Below are 21,038 nucleotides of genomic sequence, written 5' to 3' on the forward strand. Positions count from 1 at the left end.
TTACCTGCGGAATAGCGACGCCAGACGGTTCAATAGCCCACCGTTTTCTTTCCACGCCATCAGGTCGTCGCCAGGTCTATCGGACTCGGCTGACGAGCCTCCTGGTTCTTTCCCAACCGAGACAACTCCTTTTGCCATTTCAGCCACCGAGTCCGGCTCCCCCTCTTCCGAATGGGCAACCTCGACAATCACGGCTGTTTCGGTATCAACAAGATCAAGTCCAAGATTGCGCGCAGACGCCATGTGGCGCAAGCCCTCATCCGAGACAAACCTGCCAAGCGTATCATCATAGATCAGAACCCCGGCGGGTGCTGCCGCCACCTCTGGCTCGTGGTGATCTTCTTCGTGTTCATCGCCGAACAGCGACAGGCGAGTGCCGACCGACAATGTGTCGGACATCAGCTCACCATCCTCGGCATGCGGCAAATGGGTCGAGCCCAGCATGTGATCCAACTCATGGGTCAGCACACTCAGCAAATCGATACGCCCAGCCGATGCTGCACCCGGCAAGGCCCGAAGTACGCCATTGACATCCGCAAGATATTCTTCGTTCGACAGCGGTGTCAGATCGACAAACCAACCATGTCCGGCGGCATCAGCATCCAGCTCGATCACATCTTCTCCCGCGAGACCCAGAATTGAGCCGCCCAGGTCTTGGATCGTGACCTCAACTGCACGCAGCAGGGCCTCCTCTTCCGGGTTCAGACCCAGTTCTGCAACCATGATGTCAATTGCTACGTCCTTCAGCGAAGCTACATCCGTCTCGGTCAGTAGAGCGACATTGCCATCCCCAATCGTCGCTGCACGCAGCGCTTCAGGAATTTCGAATGCGGCATCGTTGGTCCGCACCGAGGCCTCTTCAAAGTCGGCACCGTCAAAGGTGATCAGGCCAAACTCGCCATCCACCAGAACCGAATTGAAGCCATAGCTGCCGATGGCACTGCCGTTGGCGGAAATCTGGATGGACGCTCCCGAGGTCTGAACCTTGAGATCCTGCGCCTTGTTCGTGCTCAACGAGGCTGCGAAGGACTCGTCGATTACAACGCCCGCGCCATCGACATGCCCAACGATCACCAGATCTGCCGACGCATCCAGAAGCACGAATTTGTAGCGAGATTGATCGTAGTAATCGAAGACAACACCACCGACGTCGCCTTTGGCAATCGTGGTCTCAATCTCGATGATCGAGCTGGCGGCGATACCGGCACCAAGATCCACTATGCTGATGGCCGCCTCTGCACCGTTCAGCGCGGCACTGTAGTTGCCACCACCAAGGGTCCAACTGCCATGCCTTCCCGAGAAGACCCCGGCATCCTGGCCGCTGAACTCTTCGGGGACTTCAATGGTCCAATCCGGCGGCAGAACCTGGACGGTGAAATTGTCGACCGTGGCCGCACCGCCATCCGTCGCGAACCCGACGAAGCCCTTGTTCAGCGGGATTGGCAGGCCTTCTTCGTCCAGCTCGGGCGCGTAATCATAGGTGAACCAGTTCACACCATCGATCTGCAAGGTTACATTGTTGCCGTTCACTGCCACAAGCACGCTGTAGAACGTGTTTGGCTTGATCCGCACCGGCTTGTTCGACTGGATAAGCTCATGATAGCCGGTGGCATCGCGGTAGCCCATCTCGATCTTGTTGTTCGAGATGTTGATGCCAGCATATTTGAAGTCGATATCCGACTTATAGTCAAAGATGACAAAGGCATTGGCCTTGTTACCGCCCGTTGGCTTCTCGGTCGATATCTGCGCGGTAATCTCATAGTAGATCGGCAGGTATTCATCCAGATTGTAGACCGCTGATGCTTGCGTATCCTTGTTGTCCGCAGTCAGCGTCAGCGCACCACCCGTCACGGTCATTTTGCCGGTATCTCGGATAAAGATGTCGCCCGAGTTGTTGTTGAAGTCAGAAGTCCGCAGTACGTCGCGACGGCCACCCGGCACATTGCCAGCCTGAACATCCGACGGTCCGCCAGTCTGATCCTGCCAGTAGCCATGATCTTTTTGCGTCACCAGGCCGATTTCGCCGCGAATACCGCCTTGCAACAGGGCCACATTCGAATAGCGGTCATTGTGGTTCGGCTGGTTACCGTCCGACGTACGGGTGATATCCGCACCATCCCCGAATGCCTGTGCATAGAGGAAATCGAACAGATGCGGCGGAACCTGACGGCTGACGGTTGCAATACCGAACGGCGCAAAAGGCACGATGAAGCTGTTGAATTCACCAACCCAGTCGATCAACCGGTCGCCCTTGGTGTTGCCGATCAGGATATCGAGCCCCGCACCACCGAAAGCACGGTCCTCGTACGCCCAATGGGTATCCGGCGTCTGATCCGTTGTGTGCAGCGGCAGCTGGCCCGGGTTATTGGCCGGCGGGTTCGGGTCGATCGTTCCGAGTGAGTCATCGGCCTGCATCAAGTCGTTGCCAAAGCCACCATACATCCGGTCGCGACCAGTTCCCCCGACGAGCCAATCATTGCCCAGATCGCCAAAGATCATGTCATCGCCATCCGAATTGCGGAACTCTGGCGCCACCTCCGGGTCCGGGGTTCTGCCATCGGGTTTGAACGCGACATATCCGAGGAGACTGACACCCTGAGAGGCATCATTATTCAGGAAGTACTGAAGCAGCGCCCCCGTGTTGTAGGGATCGTTTTGGTCATAGACATCGCCTTTCCACACCAGTTCTTCCGCTGGATTCACAACGGACGGATCGAACATGATGACCCGACGCGGATCATATTCGTCATAGAGGAAGAATTCGCCCAGACGTTGCTTGATCGGCTTCGGATCGTTCCACGGATCGGTATCATCCCCAAACTTCAGGATATCCGACGGGTTGTACGGGCTGTTGAAGTCAGACTTGTAAAGGCCAACCAATACACCGTTTTCATCAAAGCGCGGCGCATAACTGTCCAGCAATGCCTCGGCACCCGAGATGGCATCATCGCCATCTCCACCATGCAGCCAGTCAACGCCCAGACCACCGAAGATCACATCATCGGCCAGAACAGGATCCTGACCCAGAGGATCGTCAATCTGCCATGTCGGCAACAGGTTGAATGGCGTGAGGTCAACCGATTTCTTCAACTCGCCCGCGACGTTGATCAACTCCACCTGGACATTGCCCGGCGTGCGGATCAACTCGTTCAGGACATTGCCCTGACTTGTCCGCGTGTCGGGATCACGGTTCAGCAGCGAAAGTACACCAAAGAGGGATTCATTCAGGTCGTCGCCATTCAACAGTGACAGATTGTGATCGGCGGAATTGCGGCTGGTAAAGATACGACCATCATCCCCCAGAACACCGTCATTGCCGGTTCCGCCCGAGATCCAGTCATGACCCCAGCCGCCAATGATGTCGTCATCGTCCGCATCGCCGAAGGCAATATCAAAACCACCACCCAGATAGATAAAGTCATCGCCGGTTTCGCCATGCACCTCGTCATGACCGCCGATGTCCATCGACCAGAAGCCATCCGTCGGATCACAGGTCTCGGACCACATCTGATAGGCACCCGGAACGGCGGCACCCGGGAAGCGCGTGCTGTTGTTATAGGCTGCATCCCAGTCAGGGCCGCCCGCCGTGTAGTCGATCAGGCGAATGCCGCGCACGACGATCTTTTCGCCGCCATAGTTGTCATAGACGAACTCGACATATTGGGGTTGGCTCAGATCACCGTTCGGGTTCACATCCACACCCTTCACACCCACGATGCGAATGATGTCGCCGTTGTCGCCCACAATGGCATCGCTGTCACGTCCGTGTTTGTCGGCATATTCGACACCAATCGCCTTGGGGACATCACCACCGATGCTGATCAGGTTGTTGTCGGTGTCATAGATCGGGTTCGCACTTGGATCGAACCCGTTGTTCAATCCGATCTGCGTCCCTGCGCCACCGAACAGCCAGTCGTCGGTATCCGGGCGGAAGAACGACCCGTTGTTCAGGACCATCGCACGTTCGCTTTGATCCAGACCCAGTTCGGTCAGAATATCCGCAAGATCATCACGCTCGGTGAGGCCGAAGAAATCTGAAGACCCGCCGACGATATCGTCTTGGCCAAGGCCGCCAAAGATCACGTCTCTGCCGCCGCCACCTTCGATATAGTCCTGTCCATCCGTTATGGCCTCTTCCGCTGCAACCACAGTGAGAGGACCAAGCGGATCGTGGATCAGCCCGTCAAAGTTCGGAACCCGCGCCGCGCCGACATGTTCGACATGCGCAACCGCCAGGTCGATGGAGCCATCACCCTGGATCCAGTCGTGGCCCATCTGGCCAAAGATCTGGTCATTGCCCGCACCGCCAGCGATGTAGTCGTTGCCGAAGCTGCCGACACCGACCATGCCGTATTCCACCGCAAAGTTGTGGAACAGCGCATAGTCGATCTCATATTCGGCCCACCAATCTGCACCGTTCGGATCACGGTAGTTATAAGCAATGCCGTTGGTCATGAGACGGCCCGAAGTGGATTCGCCCAATTGGCCGGTTCCGGTCGTGGGATAGGCGAACTCGGCTGTTGTTGCCGCAGTCAGACCATCGCCGAGATACTCTGCCGAATTCCGGTCGGTACGCGAGTACATCAGAATACCCGCCAGCGCTTGGAAGCGCAGGCTGGTAAAGTCGCCTTCGAATAGGGCCGCCCCCGGATCGGCGCGCCGTGTCAGGAACACGTTGTCGCCAAAGATCAGGTCGTCATTTTCGCGACCATCGATCATGTCGTTGCCCGCACCACCGATCAAGAGATCCTGAATGGCGCCGCCAAAGATGACGTCATCCGCACCGTTCTGGAACTCTTTCGAGTTGATCTCGACCACAAGCGCCAGATCTGTTGTCTGAATCCGCTGCAACAAGACCGGTGGCAGGTTCGGATCGTCGACCCACATCACCACTTCACCGTGATCGCCAAAGATGATGTTGGGCGTCAACTCATCCGCCGGTCCATCAATGTCGTCACCATAAATGACATCCTGACCCGCGACCATATCGTCGCGCATCGGGTTGGCCACCTTGACCGGTTTGAAGGTCTGGTCGCTGGCCCCAAGTGTCGGATCAACGGTTGGGTTCGGGCTGTTGTCAACCGTGGCCACGTGCAGCGCACGGGTCAGGATGTTGACGTTAAAGCCGCTGTCACCATAGATGTGGTCGGTTCCGTCATGACCAATGATCGTGTCGTCACCCGAGCCGCCGGCCAGATGGTCGCCTGCCTGGCTACCGATGATCAGGTCATTGCCAGCACCCCCATAGGCCGTGAGGCCCACGGATTCTGGCTCACGCAGCGTAAACAGGGCCGAGGCATCAATGATGTCATGACCCGCATGGTTGAAGGGGTTGGCCAGTGGGAAGACCCACTCGTCATCCTCGTTTTCTTCATCCGCAAGATCCGGGAACGGGTTAAACGGTTTTTCTCCGAACTCGAGGCCCAGACGGTCATAGGCATGACCCGAATACCAGACACCGTCCTGGCTGGTGTCGCCGTAGACAACCAGCGGGCTGCGCGCGCCTGCCAGAACGCTGGTGGTCGGATCAGCTCCTTCGGCCAAGCCGATAACAAAGTGGTCGCCACCAATCTGGGCGCCAGCATCCTGCGTCAGGTCAATCCGGTAGACCGTGATTTCGCTACCCGGTTCGATCACGCATTTATGAATCGCAGCTCCAGCCAGCGTAATCGTCTCCGCGGTGACCGTTTCAATGGTAAAGCCGCCCGGAATGCCCTCGATGAAGATCACCTGACCTTCCGAGAAATCATCCCTCCAGTCACCGCCATCAGTGCGTGTCAGCTTGTCCGCCAAAAGCTTCACTGTGACCGAGATTTCCACGCGCTCGGGAACCGATTTGTGAATATCGATTTCACCATCAAGGTTTGTGTCGACCGGCACGATGGGTGTCTCGCCCCCGAGAACAAGGACCGAGCCCACACCCCAGGTCGCGGCTGCTCCGTCCGGCTTATCAAAATCGGACGTCGCTGTCGGCACGCTCTCGGCATCGATGATCTCAAGGATTTCGCGGGTTACCCCTTCGCCTTCGATATAGATCAGCTGACCGACTTGATACCCGTCGCCGGACCAGTCACGCCCATCATCACGCAGCAGGTAATGCGCATCATCAATGGTTTCAGTGGTATAGGCCCCGAATGTTTGAACCGGCAGGTTGCCGCCACCGTGGACCACGGTCAGCGCACCATGCGGGCCCTGGACCCAGATGTTCGAGGCAACGTCAACCGCATCGGCGATCTGATCGCCCAGGATTTCCATCCGGTCACCCTCAATCGACAGCACACGATACGCGACCGCCTGATCAAAGCTGCCGTTTTGCCCACCGATGTGGATCAGATGCCCTTCGATAAAGCCTTCGTCTTCCCAATCGACACCGATCAGAACCGCGCCCGTCAGGGTTTCCTCGACATCGTAGGTGTAGTTATCAAGCACCAGATTATCGATGGCGACCAAACGCACTTCGCTTGCGAAGGCATTTTCAAGCGCCTGAGCCTGAGCCGCGGTCGGTGCCGGGCCGTTGACTTGCAGAACAAGGATCGAGTTGTCGTTCGGGTCGCGCAAATACTGACCGCCGACGATGACGGGCAGCCCGTTGCCATCGACATAGGTAGCATCAGCAACTTCAATGACTGTAAATGTCACATCCGTGATGCCGTCGACCACCACAAGTTGCCCAGGCAGGAAGCCTTCGGCTTTCCAGTCGATCGTATCGGACCGCACGGTGTAATAGGCGGCGAACAAGTTCTTGGCATCCGGGTCGGCACCCGGCACATGATAGCTGAACGCGTTCTGAGCCGAGACGAATGGCGCCGGATCGAGCGTCCCGTTGATATCGAGATAGTCGTTGCCCTGGCCCAGCATAAGGTTCATCACCTCGATTGTAGACTGAGCCCCATCGGTGCCGACACTGGCCGAACCAAAGTTCACCTTGCCAAAGCTTATGCCACCCGGAACGACAATCGTGGTCGATCCTTCAGGCGCTTCGCCGAAGAGAGGTCCAGACAGACCTGTGAACTCCAAATCTTTTGCCATGCCAAAGCCGCGCAGCGTGGTCTGATCCAGCACGCCAGAAGTGTCAGCCTGGCTCGAGTCGTTAAAGATGTTCAGAACATCGATCTGCTGGCTTTCCGGGGGCTGTGCGCCGATCGCAATCAGGAAGTCATCCTTTTCGCCTGGCAGTTTGACCCCGGCTGTCAGCGAGCGGTCGGCACCGGCCGGACCACCCTCAACCGCAAGTGGGCCGCGCAATTTCGACAGCAGATGCGTCGAGACCGGGAAGATTTTCACACCGTCACGCGTCGGCGGCACGACATAATCAGTATCCGCCGTCAGAACCACCTCTTGCATCTGGTACCAGTCGCTTGTGGAGAAGGTCACTTCGGCGGCGATCCGCACCACTTCGACGTTAAGGTCAGAGCCGTTGAGCCAGGTCGCGGACAAGGCCTGTTCGACACCGTCGATAGTCACGTTGATCAGCTGCAGCTTGGCATCCTTGCTGTCGTTGTCGCCACGGATCAGCTGAATCTTGGCTTCAATATCCCTGGTGCCCACGCCATCCGGGTTGTCGGTATTCACAATCCGCACCCACATGCCTTCGAGGAAGCCGTCAGCCAGCCAACCCTCTTGTGCGCCAGTCAGGCCAAGGTCGAGATACTCACCCGGGAACGAGTTCGGATCGGTTTCCTCACCGAAGGACACTGAGCCGGTAAAGATGGTGTTCTCAGCCAGATCAGACAGAACTGCGGGTTCAGACGTCTCGCCGTCCATCCAAGTGGGTACATCGCCTACGGTCTGAACCAGGGTGATGGTCATACCATCAGCTGAAACAGACAAGATCTGATAGTCACCGTTGTTGAAGAGTTTCGGAACCTCAAGTGAGACATTGTTGATGTCACCGTTGGTGGACCAGTCGCCATCTGCCACCAGCGCTGTCAGGGTCATGGTCTGCCCATCCCCCGAAACCGCCTTGATGACATAGGTGCCGGCATTGGCGCCGCCCAAACGAAGTTCTTGATCCGCAACGAAGCCATCCGCGTTGAAATCACCCGCTTCGTTCAGCGCGATCGTCAAGTTGGTGCCGTCATTGCCAAAGGTCACATTACGTTCGACCAGTTCGTCAAATAGCATGACGTTACCTAGGCGGACGCGCTGTCCTTCGACCCACGAGAATGCGTTCAGCGTGACGTCGGTCGTGCTGCCATTGCCCGCCGACCAGGCGCCGATGTTTTCAAAGATCACCTGCGTCGGAGTCACCGCCATGATGACATAGTCATCATTGTTGCCGTCAAATCCGCCAGCGGATGGTGCGCGGATCTGCATGGTGTCGCCGACCGAGAAGTGCGCATTCATACCGGTCACATTCAGCGCAAGATGGCCACCGACCGTAGTAAAATCGACTGTGCCCTTGAAGACTGTTTCTGCGACTGCGGTTTTGCCAAAGAACCCTTCTTCCTGGAAGCTGCCAAAGTCCGAGCCCGTACCACGGGTGATAGTCAGGTTGGTGCCATCATCGCCAAAGATGAGATTGCCGTTGAACATCTGCGTTGCCAGCAGGCCACCGATATTGACGTATTCCTCGGGTGTGATTGTAACACCGTCGATTTCAGTCACATCGGCCAGACCGTCGGTCAGCACCGCAATGGTCACTGTGTCATCCGGCTGACGGGTCAGACGGATTTCATAAGTGTCGTCCTTGCCGGAACCAGCCGGAATATCCGGGATGAGCTGCGTGTCACCGCCGGATTCCAGCACCACCGCACCAGAGGTTTCATTGTCATAAACCTCGATATCCAGCATCTGGAAGCTCGCCCGGAGGTTCGGGAAGATATAGTCGTCCTGCGTCGTGTCATCATTGCGCTCGAACTCGAGAACCGCAATTTCCAGATCTTCGCGCACAAAATCGTCACGTGCCTCAATACCCAGATGGATTTCATCGTCCCAGTTCGACGAGCCGTCATTGGTGAATGTCATCGTACCAATGACGATCGTGCCGTCGCTGCGAACCTCGGTTTCGGTGAAGATCTCAAGCCGGTCATCGCTGGCAATATTGAAGAACTGCAAGGCATTGTCGCTTTGAACATCGACAACCAGATTGACGACAATGGTTTCGCCGAAATTCGGATCCTTCGCCAGTTTCAGACGCACTTCGTCTGTCAGCTTGGTTACATCGTCGCCTTCGACAACGATGGTCTGGCCATCGTCATTCCCGGCGGCGTCAACTTCGCGCACCTTGATGCCAGGCGTGTCATTGTCGATCACTTCGACCTCGACGTTGCGCACATCGATACCGTCATAGGCGTCATCCTCGGAGATCACGCTATGCTGAATAACCGTGACGCGGTCACCTTCCGAACGCAGATCGTCCGGTGCAAAAACAAAGACCGAAACCTCTTGGTCCCATTTGAACGTCCCGGGTATCGAACCGTCTGCGCTGAAGGCCAGCGTAATCGCCTGACTACCGATCGGCACCAGTTCGCCGTCGATGCGGATAAAGCGCTGGAAGTCGCTGTTGGTGACAACACCCCCCGGATCAGAGGCCGAGAGCCAGATCGATTCGCCGAGATCATCGTTCAGGAAATCGGGGTTCAGATCATAGGGCTGACCAGTCAGCGGATCGAGATCACGCTCTTCCTGGAAGCTGCGGGCCGCAGAGATCGTGACGTAGACCACATCCGTCGGCATCTGAGCCAGACGAACCGTGTAGTAGTCTGAATACTGGTCAAGAATATTGGTTTCTTCGCCCACAACCGTGCGGCCAGGCAATTCCGTGTCGGCCTCTTCGTTGATCACGACGAGCCCTTCGCCGTCCTTGGCGACATTGTAGTCAAACCCGTCGACCAGCAATCCATCATAAAGTGCATCATTCGACTTCACGAGGTGGTTGACCGTGCCGGTCGCACCTTCAAGCTCGCGGGTCACGATGTCTTCGGTCACATCACCGCCGACATTGATCGTGTCGGAGCCAAGCCCGCCGATCACGCGATAGCTGACGCCAAAGGCCGTGGAGAGAACGAAAAATTCGTCGTCCCCTTCGAGACCATCGACCTCAACCACTTCGATCGTCGAGTAACGCACGTTCAGACCTGCGCCAAAGATGCCATCTTTGCGGATAACGATGTCATCGGCAAATTCCGTGCCAAGGATGACCATCTTGTCAAACCCTGTGCCACCGTCCACCGAAACCGGCGCGTTGACGTTATAGCGCACTTCGTCCTGGCCGCCGCCAGCGCGAATGTCCGGCGCCTGCGCAACCGAGAACCCGAGACCGATCTGCGGCGTTGCGACGCCTTTCTCGTCAAGGACGATGGTGTCGTCCTGGGTCGTTTCGGTCAGGGTCAGGTCGAGGAAGTTGATCCCGCCATCGTCATTGGCATCAAACGGATAGACAAGCCATGCCTCGAGCGCATCTCTGTAGGCGTCATTGACCCCGGTAACGGTCAAAGCTTCAATCGCACTAAGGATGCTCAGATCATCGGATGTGCCAAAGATGTTGTCGGCGCCATCCTGCAGATCTTCCAATGCGGCCAGAATGGTCGTCCGAGCGGTCGCATCATCGCCGGCAACGGCCCCGCCATTGTTCCAGTCAAAGGTGGTCGTTGTGCCGAGCTTCAGTTTCAGTTCGGCACGGTCAGCCGGATCGGCAACCAGTGCGTCAATTGCATCTTCTGCACCGCCCACCAGGTCGTCAGAGGTGCCAACCAACAGATCCGCACCCGCCAGCAGATCGCGCATCGCGTTCAGCAAGGCCACGCCCGCATCCAGATCGGCCTTGTCCTTGACGCCATCGAAGTTCCAGTCAAAGTCGACTGTTGCCGCCAGAGCAAAGGCCCGGATGATGAACAGATCGTTGTGATCGTCACCTTCCAGACGCAGCTCAGACTGGTTGGAATAGACACGGAACGTATCGTTACCGGTGCCGCCCTGGGCAACCAGCGGAGCAGATGAACCCGGGCTCAACCAGCCGCGTGTCGTCGCAACCAATTCCGGGAACACGTCATTGGGAAGCATATTGGCTTCGGCGGTCCGGTTCTGACCAAAGATCTGGCCAATCTGGAACGTATCGTCGCCAGCGCCGCCGTCCAGCGTCGTGATAACGGTCACGTCATCCGAATAGAAACTGTCATTCCCCTCGCGGCCTTCAACAACCAACCGCCCGTTCAGACCGCTATCATATTGAATTCGCGCAACTTCCGGGCTGTCTTCGTTGAATTGGACGATGTCCTGGTTCGGATCAAGCGACCCGTGCAGCAGAGCGACAAAGCCGGGACGGTGCACATCTTCGCCATCGATGTTCTGCATCGCCCGCAAAAGGAAGATGTCGTCCGTGGCATAGGTTTCGTTCCCCACGCCAGTCAGGGTTCCCGCAGGGGCAATGATATGTAGCTCATCCGCCCCATCATTGTCACCGCCGGTATCCAGAACATTGATGATGAAGTTCCGGTTGTCGGTGCCGTTGGATCCCAGCACATAGATTTCGTAGGTGTCATATCCGCCCTGGCCATCAAGCGTAAGCGTATGCTCGGCATTCTGGCGACCAAGGTCTGTCAGATCGGGGCCGTAAGTGATGTCCTCGGGATTGCTCAGCATCGAAGGCGAGGTCACCGTCGCGGTATCCTGCAGATAGAAGACGCTGATAAAGTCCTCGCCATCGCCTGCCGGGCTCAGGTCCCTGCCTTTTGTGCCTGTGCCGTCTGCCGGCGCGTTCTGCGAACCGTAGACTCGGGTTTTCGAGCCAAGGAAGATGTAGCCATCCGAGTTCTGGGTTGTCAGGCCGGTGATACCGCTTTCGTCGCCAAAGTTGATCTGATCGTTTCCGGTGTTGCCGAAAATCCGGGTCAGATGAACTGGCGCGGAATAAGTCGGATCGGCCGTTCCCATAGCGTCGTCGCCAATATGGCCAATACCAACACCGTCCTGACCATGGGTCACATCAGCGCCTGCAATAATGCGGCCGCGCAGGATCATGGTCGTGCCATAATCATTCACGCCCACGCTGTCGGGATCGGTGTTTTGATTGGCTCCGTCGATAAAGTTGGCGTCGCCATAGATATCAATGCCTTGCTCTGCGAGAATGTCCGCATTGGCATCAAAGGCAATGTTGTCACCGACATAGAGCGTAACTGAACCGCGCTCGGCAAAGATGGTGCCATTCGCGATGTCGCGTGGATCATCGGTTTGCAGGCCAGGCAGACGGTTCCCGGACTCCGCGAACCGGGCCGTTCCGCTATCAGCAACAAAGAGATGTTCGTCTTTATCGCCACTCTCACGTACCGTCAGGCGGATGGAACCGTAGAGCGCATGCGCCAGCACGAGACGCAGCGCACCGTCCGACTCGCTCAGGAAAATGCTCTCGTAGGCTTCCAACGCAACATCGCGCAAGTTTGCATTCAGGTTCACGGTTTCGAAATCATCCGAACCGCTCGACCCGCGGCGCGAGTCGATGTCCAGATCATTGCCCGTTTCACCTATGCTGGATCCGATACCATTGGCATCCAAATCAACCGCCTGGGCCAGAATGTCCGCCGCAGTCACATCTTCTCCGGCATCTTCAGTGCGATCCACAATCGAACCGTCCACAGTGCGTAGCGATACGTTCTGCAGCGTCTCGACCTGGCCAACACGCAGGTCGCCGGTCAATTCGTCGATGAAGATACCATCGTGAGTATTCCCCGTTCCGACGTCAAAGGCATCGAGGTTCGCACCGTACAATACATTGTCGGCCACCGCGTCACGTGCGTTTACGTTGATCTCGAGGAAGTCGCTCGTCGTCCCGATCCCGCCAAAGTTAGGATTGTTCACGCCGTTCGGGATCGCCAGACCACCCTCGGTATAGCCATCATTGGCGCCCAGAAGATCGTTGTAAGCACCTGTCGCCACACCGGTATACATCGTGATGTTGATGCCCGAAACGTCAACCGTGTCCAAACCGTTTGCGTCGCGAATACTGGCGCCGGAATACAGCGTCACATCGCCTTGGGTCGAATGTATATGGCCCACCAGCATCGAGAAGGCCAGTTCCTGGGCAATGATGTCACCGTTGGTGGTCAGGAAAATTTGTGCGCCACCGCTCTCTTCGTCCTGTTCCAACGGCCACTGGCTATTCCCGACCCCAGACTGCCAGTTCACGTCTGTGAAGACGACAAAGTTGATGGTCGTATCAACCGGATCATCCACACTTGCCGTAATCGGAGTCGTGCCATTCGAGGCCATCGCACCATAGCTGTACTCGGTCATACGATAGGCACGGTTCTCGGCGCCCTCATAGGTGTCGAGTCCGGTCGTGTCCTCGTGGCCGATGTCGATGTCGTCGCCGCTGCGGGCTTCGACGAAGATATAGGTCGAATCCACCTCGGTCGCATCGGTGCCAAAGCTGCGGGCGATAAAGTCATACTGGGCCTTGGCCGCGTCAGATCCGCCCGGATCAGGGCTCCAGTAGACAAAGTAACTACCGGTTCGCGCAACGGTGTCCGCCGGGTAATCGGTGTCCGGCGGATCAAAGGTGCGGACGCTCACACCGTTCAAGTCCGAAGGCGTGTTGCCGATTTTGCTGTCATTGACGACTACGTCCACATCGTCGCCTGCAGTGATGCGCTCGATTTCGACCGCAAGGAATTCCGTGCCGCCAGGCAGAGTATCAATCGTGCGATCAAACACGGTGATATCCAGAACCGCATCCGCGCCTGCATCTGCGGTGAGGCTGATCTCGTAGAGCTCAACTGTCTCGCCACGGCGTTCGGCGTGCTCGATGCGCATCAGTTCAACCGCGAGCGCCTTGCGCGCCAGACCGCTGGCCGAAGTTTGGTTCCCAATATCGCCTGTCGCGTCCACATCCAGGGTATTGGTGCGGATCAAAGCTTCGTCGAATATCTGCGTCGGCAGAACATTCTCAACGACCAGGTTGGCTTCATCGACACGAATATTGCCGCGCTGGTTTTCGATGTAGGTGTCGCCAAGGGTGTTCTCGATACCGCCCATCAGAATGATATCGCTATTGGCAATCGGCAGGCCGTCATCGTCAACCGCCGTACGGTTGCGAATTTCGACACCCGTGCGTGGATAGAAGAGATTGAGCGCGAACTCGAAAGTGTCGCCAGGTGCAGCGGCAGTATTTGATGTATTGCCCGTCTGGCCACCACCGTCATAGCGGATATCGTCAACAATGACATTGACCACGGCAGAACCATCAATCGTATCTATGTGATTGATAACAATATCAAACTTCGAGTAATTGATGATCGATACCGAATCCCAGCTGCGCTGGCTTTCGATAAGACCTTCATTGCCCCAGATCACGCCGTCTTCGTGGCCGCTGATCGCATTGGCATAGAAGGTCACGAGCCCGGCCTTGTCAAAGATGATGTCGTCCAGAACAACCTGGGGATTGGATGCATCCGCCGCGATCAACGCATCGCCCAGCTTCTTGGTAGAATTCACGCCAAGGAAGTTGATGTTATTGAGGCGGGTGATAACGCCGTTTTCATCGATCGTCAGTTCCGGATTGGGTTCGCCCAGAAGGATAATGTGGGATTCCCAGAAGATATGACGGTCGGTGTCACGTGTTCCGGCGTTATCGGTGGCGCCTCCCCGCTTTGGCCCGATAAAGGCACCAGCCGCGCGGCGCGATGCATCGTGGCGAATGTTTTCGGTCTTGGAGTTAACCGTCACTGCAGCGGCGCGCAGGATTGCTTCCCATTCGCCGGCGATCTTGGTCATCGTATCCAGACGGACATGGGCATCGCTATAAAGGTCGCCAGCAAAGGCCCAGAACTCGGCATCGGAGCGGGCATAGTTATCGATTTCGGCGATTTTCGCTTCGATCACGATGTTTTCGTTGGCCGTGATGTCTGCGCCATCATCCAACACCACCTCAGTGAGGTTCTTGATGTTGGTATCGGCCTCGGCATTTGCGAAACCACCCAGACCACCGGCATCGGTTTCTGCATATCCACGTGCCCGCAGTTTGGTGTCCAGCGCCTGGATCGTGACGTTTTCACCATTCAGCATCGCGTCTCCGCCCAGCGTGATGCGGTTCAGAGACGGCGGTGTATCGGAGAGTGCCGGCACTTGACTGCCGCCCAATGTGCGGGCGTTTTTGGTGCCCGTACCAACACGTGCATAGGCATTCACGACCGTGCCAACGCCTGCCCCGCCACCATCGGCCTCGGCTTCAGCCACGCCGATCGCCGTTACATCGGTCTTGATGTTGATATCCCCTTCGGCGGTCAAATCGCCATTCACGGTCACAACCGCGCCAAAGTTCAGGTCGGCTTCGGAATCGGCACCGCCGCCCGAGATAAACCCGCCGCTGGTAGATTCCGAGAAGGCATCGACCTTGGAGTAGTTATTTAGGTTCACGTTAATTGCAGTGAAGCTGTCGATGACGGCATTGGCACCAATTTCCAGCTTGGAGTAATGCGTGCCGCGGGCATCCGCCGTGGCGCTATTGACAGCAATCCCGCCGCCGCCGCCGCCATCTGCAACAGCGCTGACATTCAGCGTCGAGTCGATCATGATCTCGACCAGATTCGCAGACAGGTTGGCACCGCCCAGGATCGAGAGGCCGGATTCCACCGTTCCGTCGGCCTCGGTACCTGAAACACCAATCTGGATACCGCCGCCGCCGACACCGGTCGCGCTTGACGTCACTGTCGCGTCGCCCGACGCCGCACCGACGGCTCCACGTGCGCCGCCAATGCCATTGAACGCGCCCGGCAGATTGCCGGTAATGTCGTGGATCAGGTATTGCGTCGCGCCACCACCTTGACTGGTCAGGTTCTCTCCTTCGGCAACGAACATGTGCGTGCCACCGGTTCCGCTGGTACTGATCGTAATCGCGGGTCCGCCTTGACTCAGCGCTAGTTTGAAACTGGTGCTCGTGCGCTCGACCACGTAGTAGACGCCCCCGACAGTCAGATCTGCAATCGGCTCATCTGCAAGCAGACGCAGAGAGTGCACGGTCGAATCCGATGTGCTGTTAAACACGAGATCCAAGACATCCGGCGGAACAAAGACCGGCGGGTTAGGCCCGGTATCCAAATACCCGGTTGCCCCATCTTCACTCGTTGCCAGGCGAATGTAATTGCTGTCAGTCGCATAGGTGCCGTCGAGCTGTTTGGCGCCACCGCCAGCCACCCAATAGACCACACCATCTTGCAGACGGCCCGGGCCGGCATAGTCGATTCCAAGACCATCCGTCCGATAAACCACTGCGTCGCCAATGCTGAAACCATGGTTTTCGATATAGATGCGGTCACGCAGGTTTACGTTTGTTTCCTGGGAAATTGTCGGTGCCGAGTTGGCATTTTCGACAATCTTGGAATCCACGCCGTTATCGCTGAATGTTTTGGGTGCGACGACATGATAAACCACGGGCTGTGCGGGATCCGTGAACGGGTTCGACACTTGTATGGCATTGCCCGACACGTTGTTCAGACCAAAGGTTGCACTGTCCCCGAAGTCGCTCTCTCGGACCAACCGGATGGTGTTGGCATCGACAACGGTGACCACGTATTTCTGGCCATTCACCAGCCCACCGACGGTCGAGCCGTTGTTGGAGTGATAGAAGACCCGGTCCCCTGTTTCAAAGTTGTGTCCGACAACCGTAATCGTATCGGTCGACGTATTGACGTCGCCCTGTCCGAAGACATCGCCCAGGTAAAGCTGCGAGTCGTCCCCATCCTTGACGATCACCTGATACTGGCGACCATCTTTGAGACCACCTTCTGTCGCCCCTTCGGTCGAGGCGGAATACGTGATCTTGGCCCCTGTGCCAAGTTTCGTGGTCAGGTCGAAATCGATGTAGTTGTTTGCGCCGGGTGTCTGGTTGCCAACGGACGGATTGGTAGAATCCACCGCAAAGATCGTTCCATCTGAAACCTGTTCCGCCTCGGCTCCATGCGCCACACGCAAGGTCATGGTTCCACCAGCCGTTACTTCCGGCGCATTGCCCACGACAAGGTCTACTTTGCCCAACGCAATTGAAGACGGGTTGAGCACGGCAACGTCAACGCCCCCGCCAGTGCCACTTTGCGACTTGCTGTCCGCATCGGTGACAAGATTGGCAAAGACGAAGACATCTCCATCAACATCCACATTCGTCAGGGAATTCGCAAAGTTGAGCAGCAGGTCCGTGTCGGTATGCGCCGTGACGTTGCCGACGCTGACATTCACGCCACCGCCACCAAAGACCTCAAAGGTCCCTTCTGAAACGGACAGCGTTTCCGCCTTGACCGTCAGGTTGTTGGTCTGCGTGCCCTGCCCGTCGTCCACATCGCCATAGAAGCTGACTGTGCTCGACCCCGTTGCCTTGGCCTTGGCCGTTGCGGTGGACACCGCAATGGCGCCGCCGCCGGCACGCGACATGGTGGCATAAGCCGTATTCGAATGCAGACCAACCACCGTCACGTCGCCGCCGTCAGTGGTCAGCAAGGAGCCTCCCTCGACGGTGACGTTCATGGTCGAATTGGCCGTGACATCCACAGTTCCGGTCGAAACCGTCAGAACGCCGCCGCCAGAGCTGCCTGCCGTGCCGATTGCACCGCGGCCTGCGGAACTGCCACCATCCTGATCCACAAAGCCTGCATCCGTTGCGTTCAAGTAGGCCTTGAGGTTGATATTGTCCTTCGCGCTGATCGAACCGCCGGTGCCAACCGTCAGTGTCGTGCCGCTGGCAAAGTTCACCGTCGCGCTACTGACGCTGACGTCACCAATCGCCCCGGACGTGCTGATCGCGGTGCCGCGCGCCTCGCCGTCGAGATCGACGATAAAGTCGAAGCTGCCCTTCTGGACATCAATGGTGACGCCGTCACCGACGACGCCGCTGGCCTGGCTCTGGTTATCCGCAAAGCTGAAAAGATCCCCGCCGGACCCGCCGATGGCGAAAGTATATCCTTCGGAAAGCGAAAGCGCCTTCGACGTCAGTTCGGCCTTGGCATCGATGCCGACATTGGGGGCGGTGCCGGTATCAAGGATTGTGACGCTCGTCGCGGCGCCACCATCTTCACCGATCCAGATATTGGCCTGCCCGGTGTCGTTGGCATATGCCTCGAGCAAGGAAATCGACGCCACAAGAGAACCGCCACCATTGAGCGTCGAGGCATCCGCGGTGGTCGTCCCGATCGCCTTAATTTCAAGGAAGTTCGCCGTCACCGTTGCACCGGCGCCGATACCAGCACCCGTGATCCCGGCAGTGTTGGCATAAACATCTGCCGATCCCAGCGTGAATACACCGGCACCTGCGCCATTGCTGGCGGTCGGCACCGCAGCGGACGTTCCGTTCGCCAATATCTGCAGGGCGCCCGTGAGGTTCACAGTGGAAGCACCGATATAGGCCTCGGTATCGTGATCCGAGTTCACGGTAATATTGGTGATCGAGATATCGGCGATACCTGCGCCTGCACCGCGAACAATCTCGGAATCCGCCGTGGTGTCGGAATCAGCATCAAGAAGCATCGAGGCGGCATTGATGGTGCTGCCCGAGCCGACATAGGCGCGTGTGGCCGATTCCTGACCGGTTCCAGTTCCCACCGTCGACGTAGTCTCAAGCGTGCTAACATTGGCAATGCCAGCGCCCGAACCGGTCTGAATTTTGGCCAGCGCCATGGGAGTTCCGGCCAGCGTCGTATCTGCGGTTGCGGACAGAATATGTCCTTGAATGTTAAGCGTCGAACCATCACCAACGAAGGCTTCGGTTTTGCGTGCCGCGCTGGCGTTGGCCTCCAACAGGCTGACATCCGCGATTCCGGATCCGCTGCCATTCCCGGAATTGGCCAGTGCCTGCGCCTCGACTTCGTCGGCGAACAGTGTGACGTTCCCAGCACGCAGCACGGTCAGGTCACCGACATAGGCGCGGGTGGCACCCAGCAGTTGGGCATTGGTAGTTGTGCTGCCGACCCCCACAAGAAGCGCCCCGGAAGCGCTCTCTGCGATGGCTTTGGCGTTGCTTGTTCCCAAAGCGGTTGCACTGATATTCAGACGTTCCCCGGCATCATCGGGATCGCCGATGAAGATGTTTGCGGTGTCAAGGCTTGTGGTTTCGTCGTTGCGGCCAACATAGGCCTCAACCGTGTTATTTGTGATCGCGATCGGAGACAAAAGGTTCAGCGTGAACAGGCCCGCCATACTGAAATTGTCGAGGAAGGCAAAGGACTCGGCATCACCGTCAGCAAGAAGCGACAGATCGGGACCGGTGAGTGTGATGCCATCGTTGACAAAGGCACGGGTTGCGCCACCGGCAGTCGCGACTGGGTTCATGCTGGTCACATCGACACCAAGCGAGCCCCCGGCGCTGTTGAGGTCCGCGTTTGCGCGGATTTCCGACAACGCCTGAACCGTCAGTGGGCTGCCGGTGTTATGGATATTGATCGTTGCATCAGGATCGCCACCGCCATCCGTATTCAACGATGCCCCAAGGAAGGCTTCGACAGTACCCGTTACCGTCGAGATGGCACCGATATCGGCGCCGCCACCCAAGAAGGTAAAGCCCAGGTTCGTCGACGTTGCATTGGCCGTATAACGCACGCGCTCGACATCAGCGAGACCGCCGCCGTCCTGATCAATTCCAGCGCGGACATCCAGCGTTCCGGTATTGATAGAAACACCATCGCGGACATAGGCGCGCGTGCTGCCGTCAACCGTCGCGGTCGGCATGAAGCGTGAAATCTCGACGCCACCCAGGCTTAATCCGTCGGCAATCGCCGTCGCGGTCATATTTGCATCTGCAAAGATGTCGATATCACCCGTTGTGCCAACATTAACATTGGTCACGAACTCATTGATACCTTCGACCGGTGTTGCAGCCTGCACTCCGCTCAACGCGCCGACAAACGCCTCAGTCCGGCTTTGGACAATGGCCGTGGCCTCTGAATTGTTGATCGTTACCGTACCCAACGTGGCCGTAAGGTTGTTGGAAACGGCAGTATCCGAAGACGTGGCCTGTATCAGCGCCCCACCAGCTGTGACATCCGCCCCTTCGCCCACATATGCATAGGTCGAGCCGTTGACCGTGGCGACGGCGGTGGCCGAGGCAGCACCCGCCAAGAGAGAGAACCCGAATGCCTGGCTGTTCGTTGTTGCTGACAGGTTGGCATCTGCCAGAATATTGAGCTGTTGGTTGCCCAAAGAGATCGTCGCCGCCTCGGGTGTTGTGTTCACACGGCTCCCGACATAGGCTGAGGTCTCGCGCGTCACGGTGCCGATCAGGTCGGACAAACCTGCACCGACGGCAAAGACGCCAGCACCAAGCGCCACTGCGGACGGTGCCGCGAAAGCATCGCTGTCGGCAGTAATGTCCACCGCCCCAAGCGACTGAACCGTACTATCGCCACTCAAATAGGCACGGGTTGCGCCAGACACTGTGCCGATGCCTTGAATCGCCGCAATCGCTGCGCCGCTGGAAATCGAATAGGCCGCCACTTGCGGGTTCGCATAGTGCTGGCTGTCGGCGTCAATGTTCAACTCGTCATTGGCATAGAGGTTGGCGTTGTCGCCAAAGGCTTCGACCGTGTTGGTGATATTCACGCTGCCGCTACCCACGGTGACGGAAATACCCGCCAGCGCCGCCGAAATGGCGGTCAGATCCATAACGGTTTCATAGTCATCCGCCGTATGAATCGACTCGGCGTGGATGTAGATTTCCCCACCGACATTGGGCAACGGGTCGTTGGTGCCGTTCGCATCGACCGTGCTGTCTTCGACAGAGGCGGTAATCGTGCTGTCGATCGTATTCGAGGCATATCCCGCACCGACTGCACTCGCCGTCAATGAGCCGAAGGACGCCGCCGCCGCATCGAGGTCAATCGTAGAGGTCGATCCGTTGTCCGATGCGTGAACCAAGGCCGCGTTGGACGAAATCACATTTGAACCGCCGGAAATTGTGGCAGCGACAGTCTGGGTCACACTGTTGATCGCACCGGCGCCGGCTCCGGATACTGAAAGACCAATCGCCGAGGCCGAAACTGCGACCGAGACAGCCAATGCGGTGTTTTCGAGATCGCTGGTCGAATGCGCATCGACCGTGACATCGCCGCCTTTGGATTCCACGC

Annotated in this window: 1 protein-coding gene (cut by a window edge); it reads right to left on the reverse strand. The window is 57.5% G+C overall.

The genetic code is table 11. From position 1 onward, the window contains the following. Nucleotides 1–21,038, reverse strand: the 3' portion of a protein-coding gene (locus ACS3QZ_RS10660) for an LEPR-XLL domain-containing protein (RefSeq protein ID WP_456037808.1). 16,921 nt of this gene lie beyond the right edge of the window; the window shows 21,038 of its 37,959 coding nt (coding positions 16,922–37,959); its start codon lies off the right edge, out of view; it ends in the stop codon at nt 1–3.

Source organism: Shimia sp. W99, from assembly GCF_053851455.3.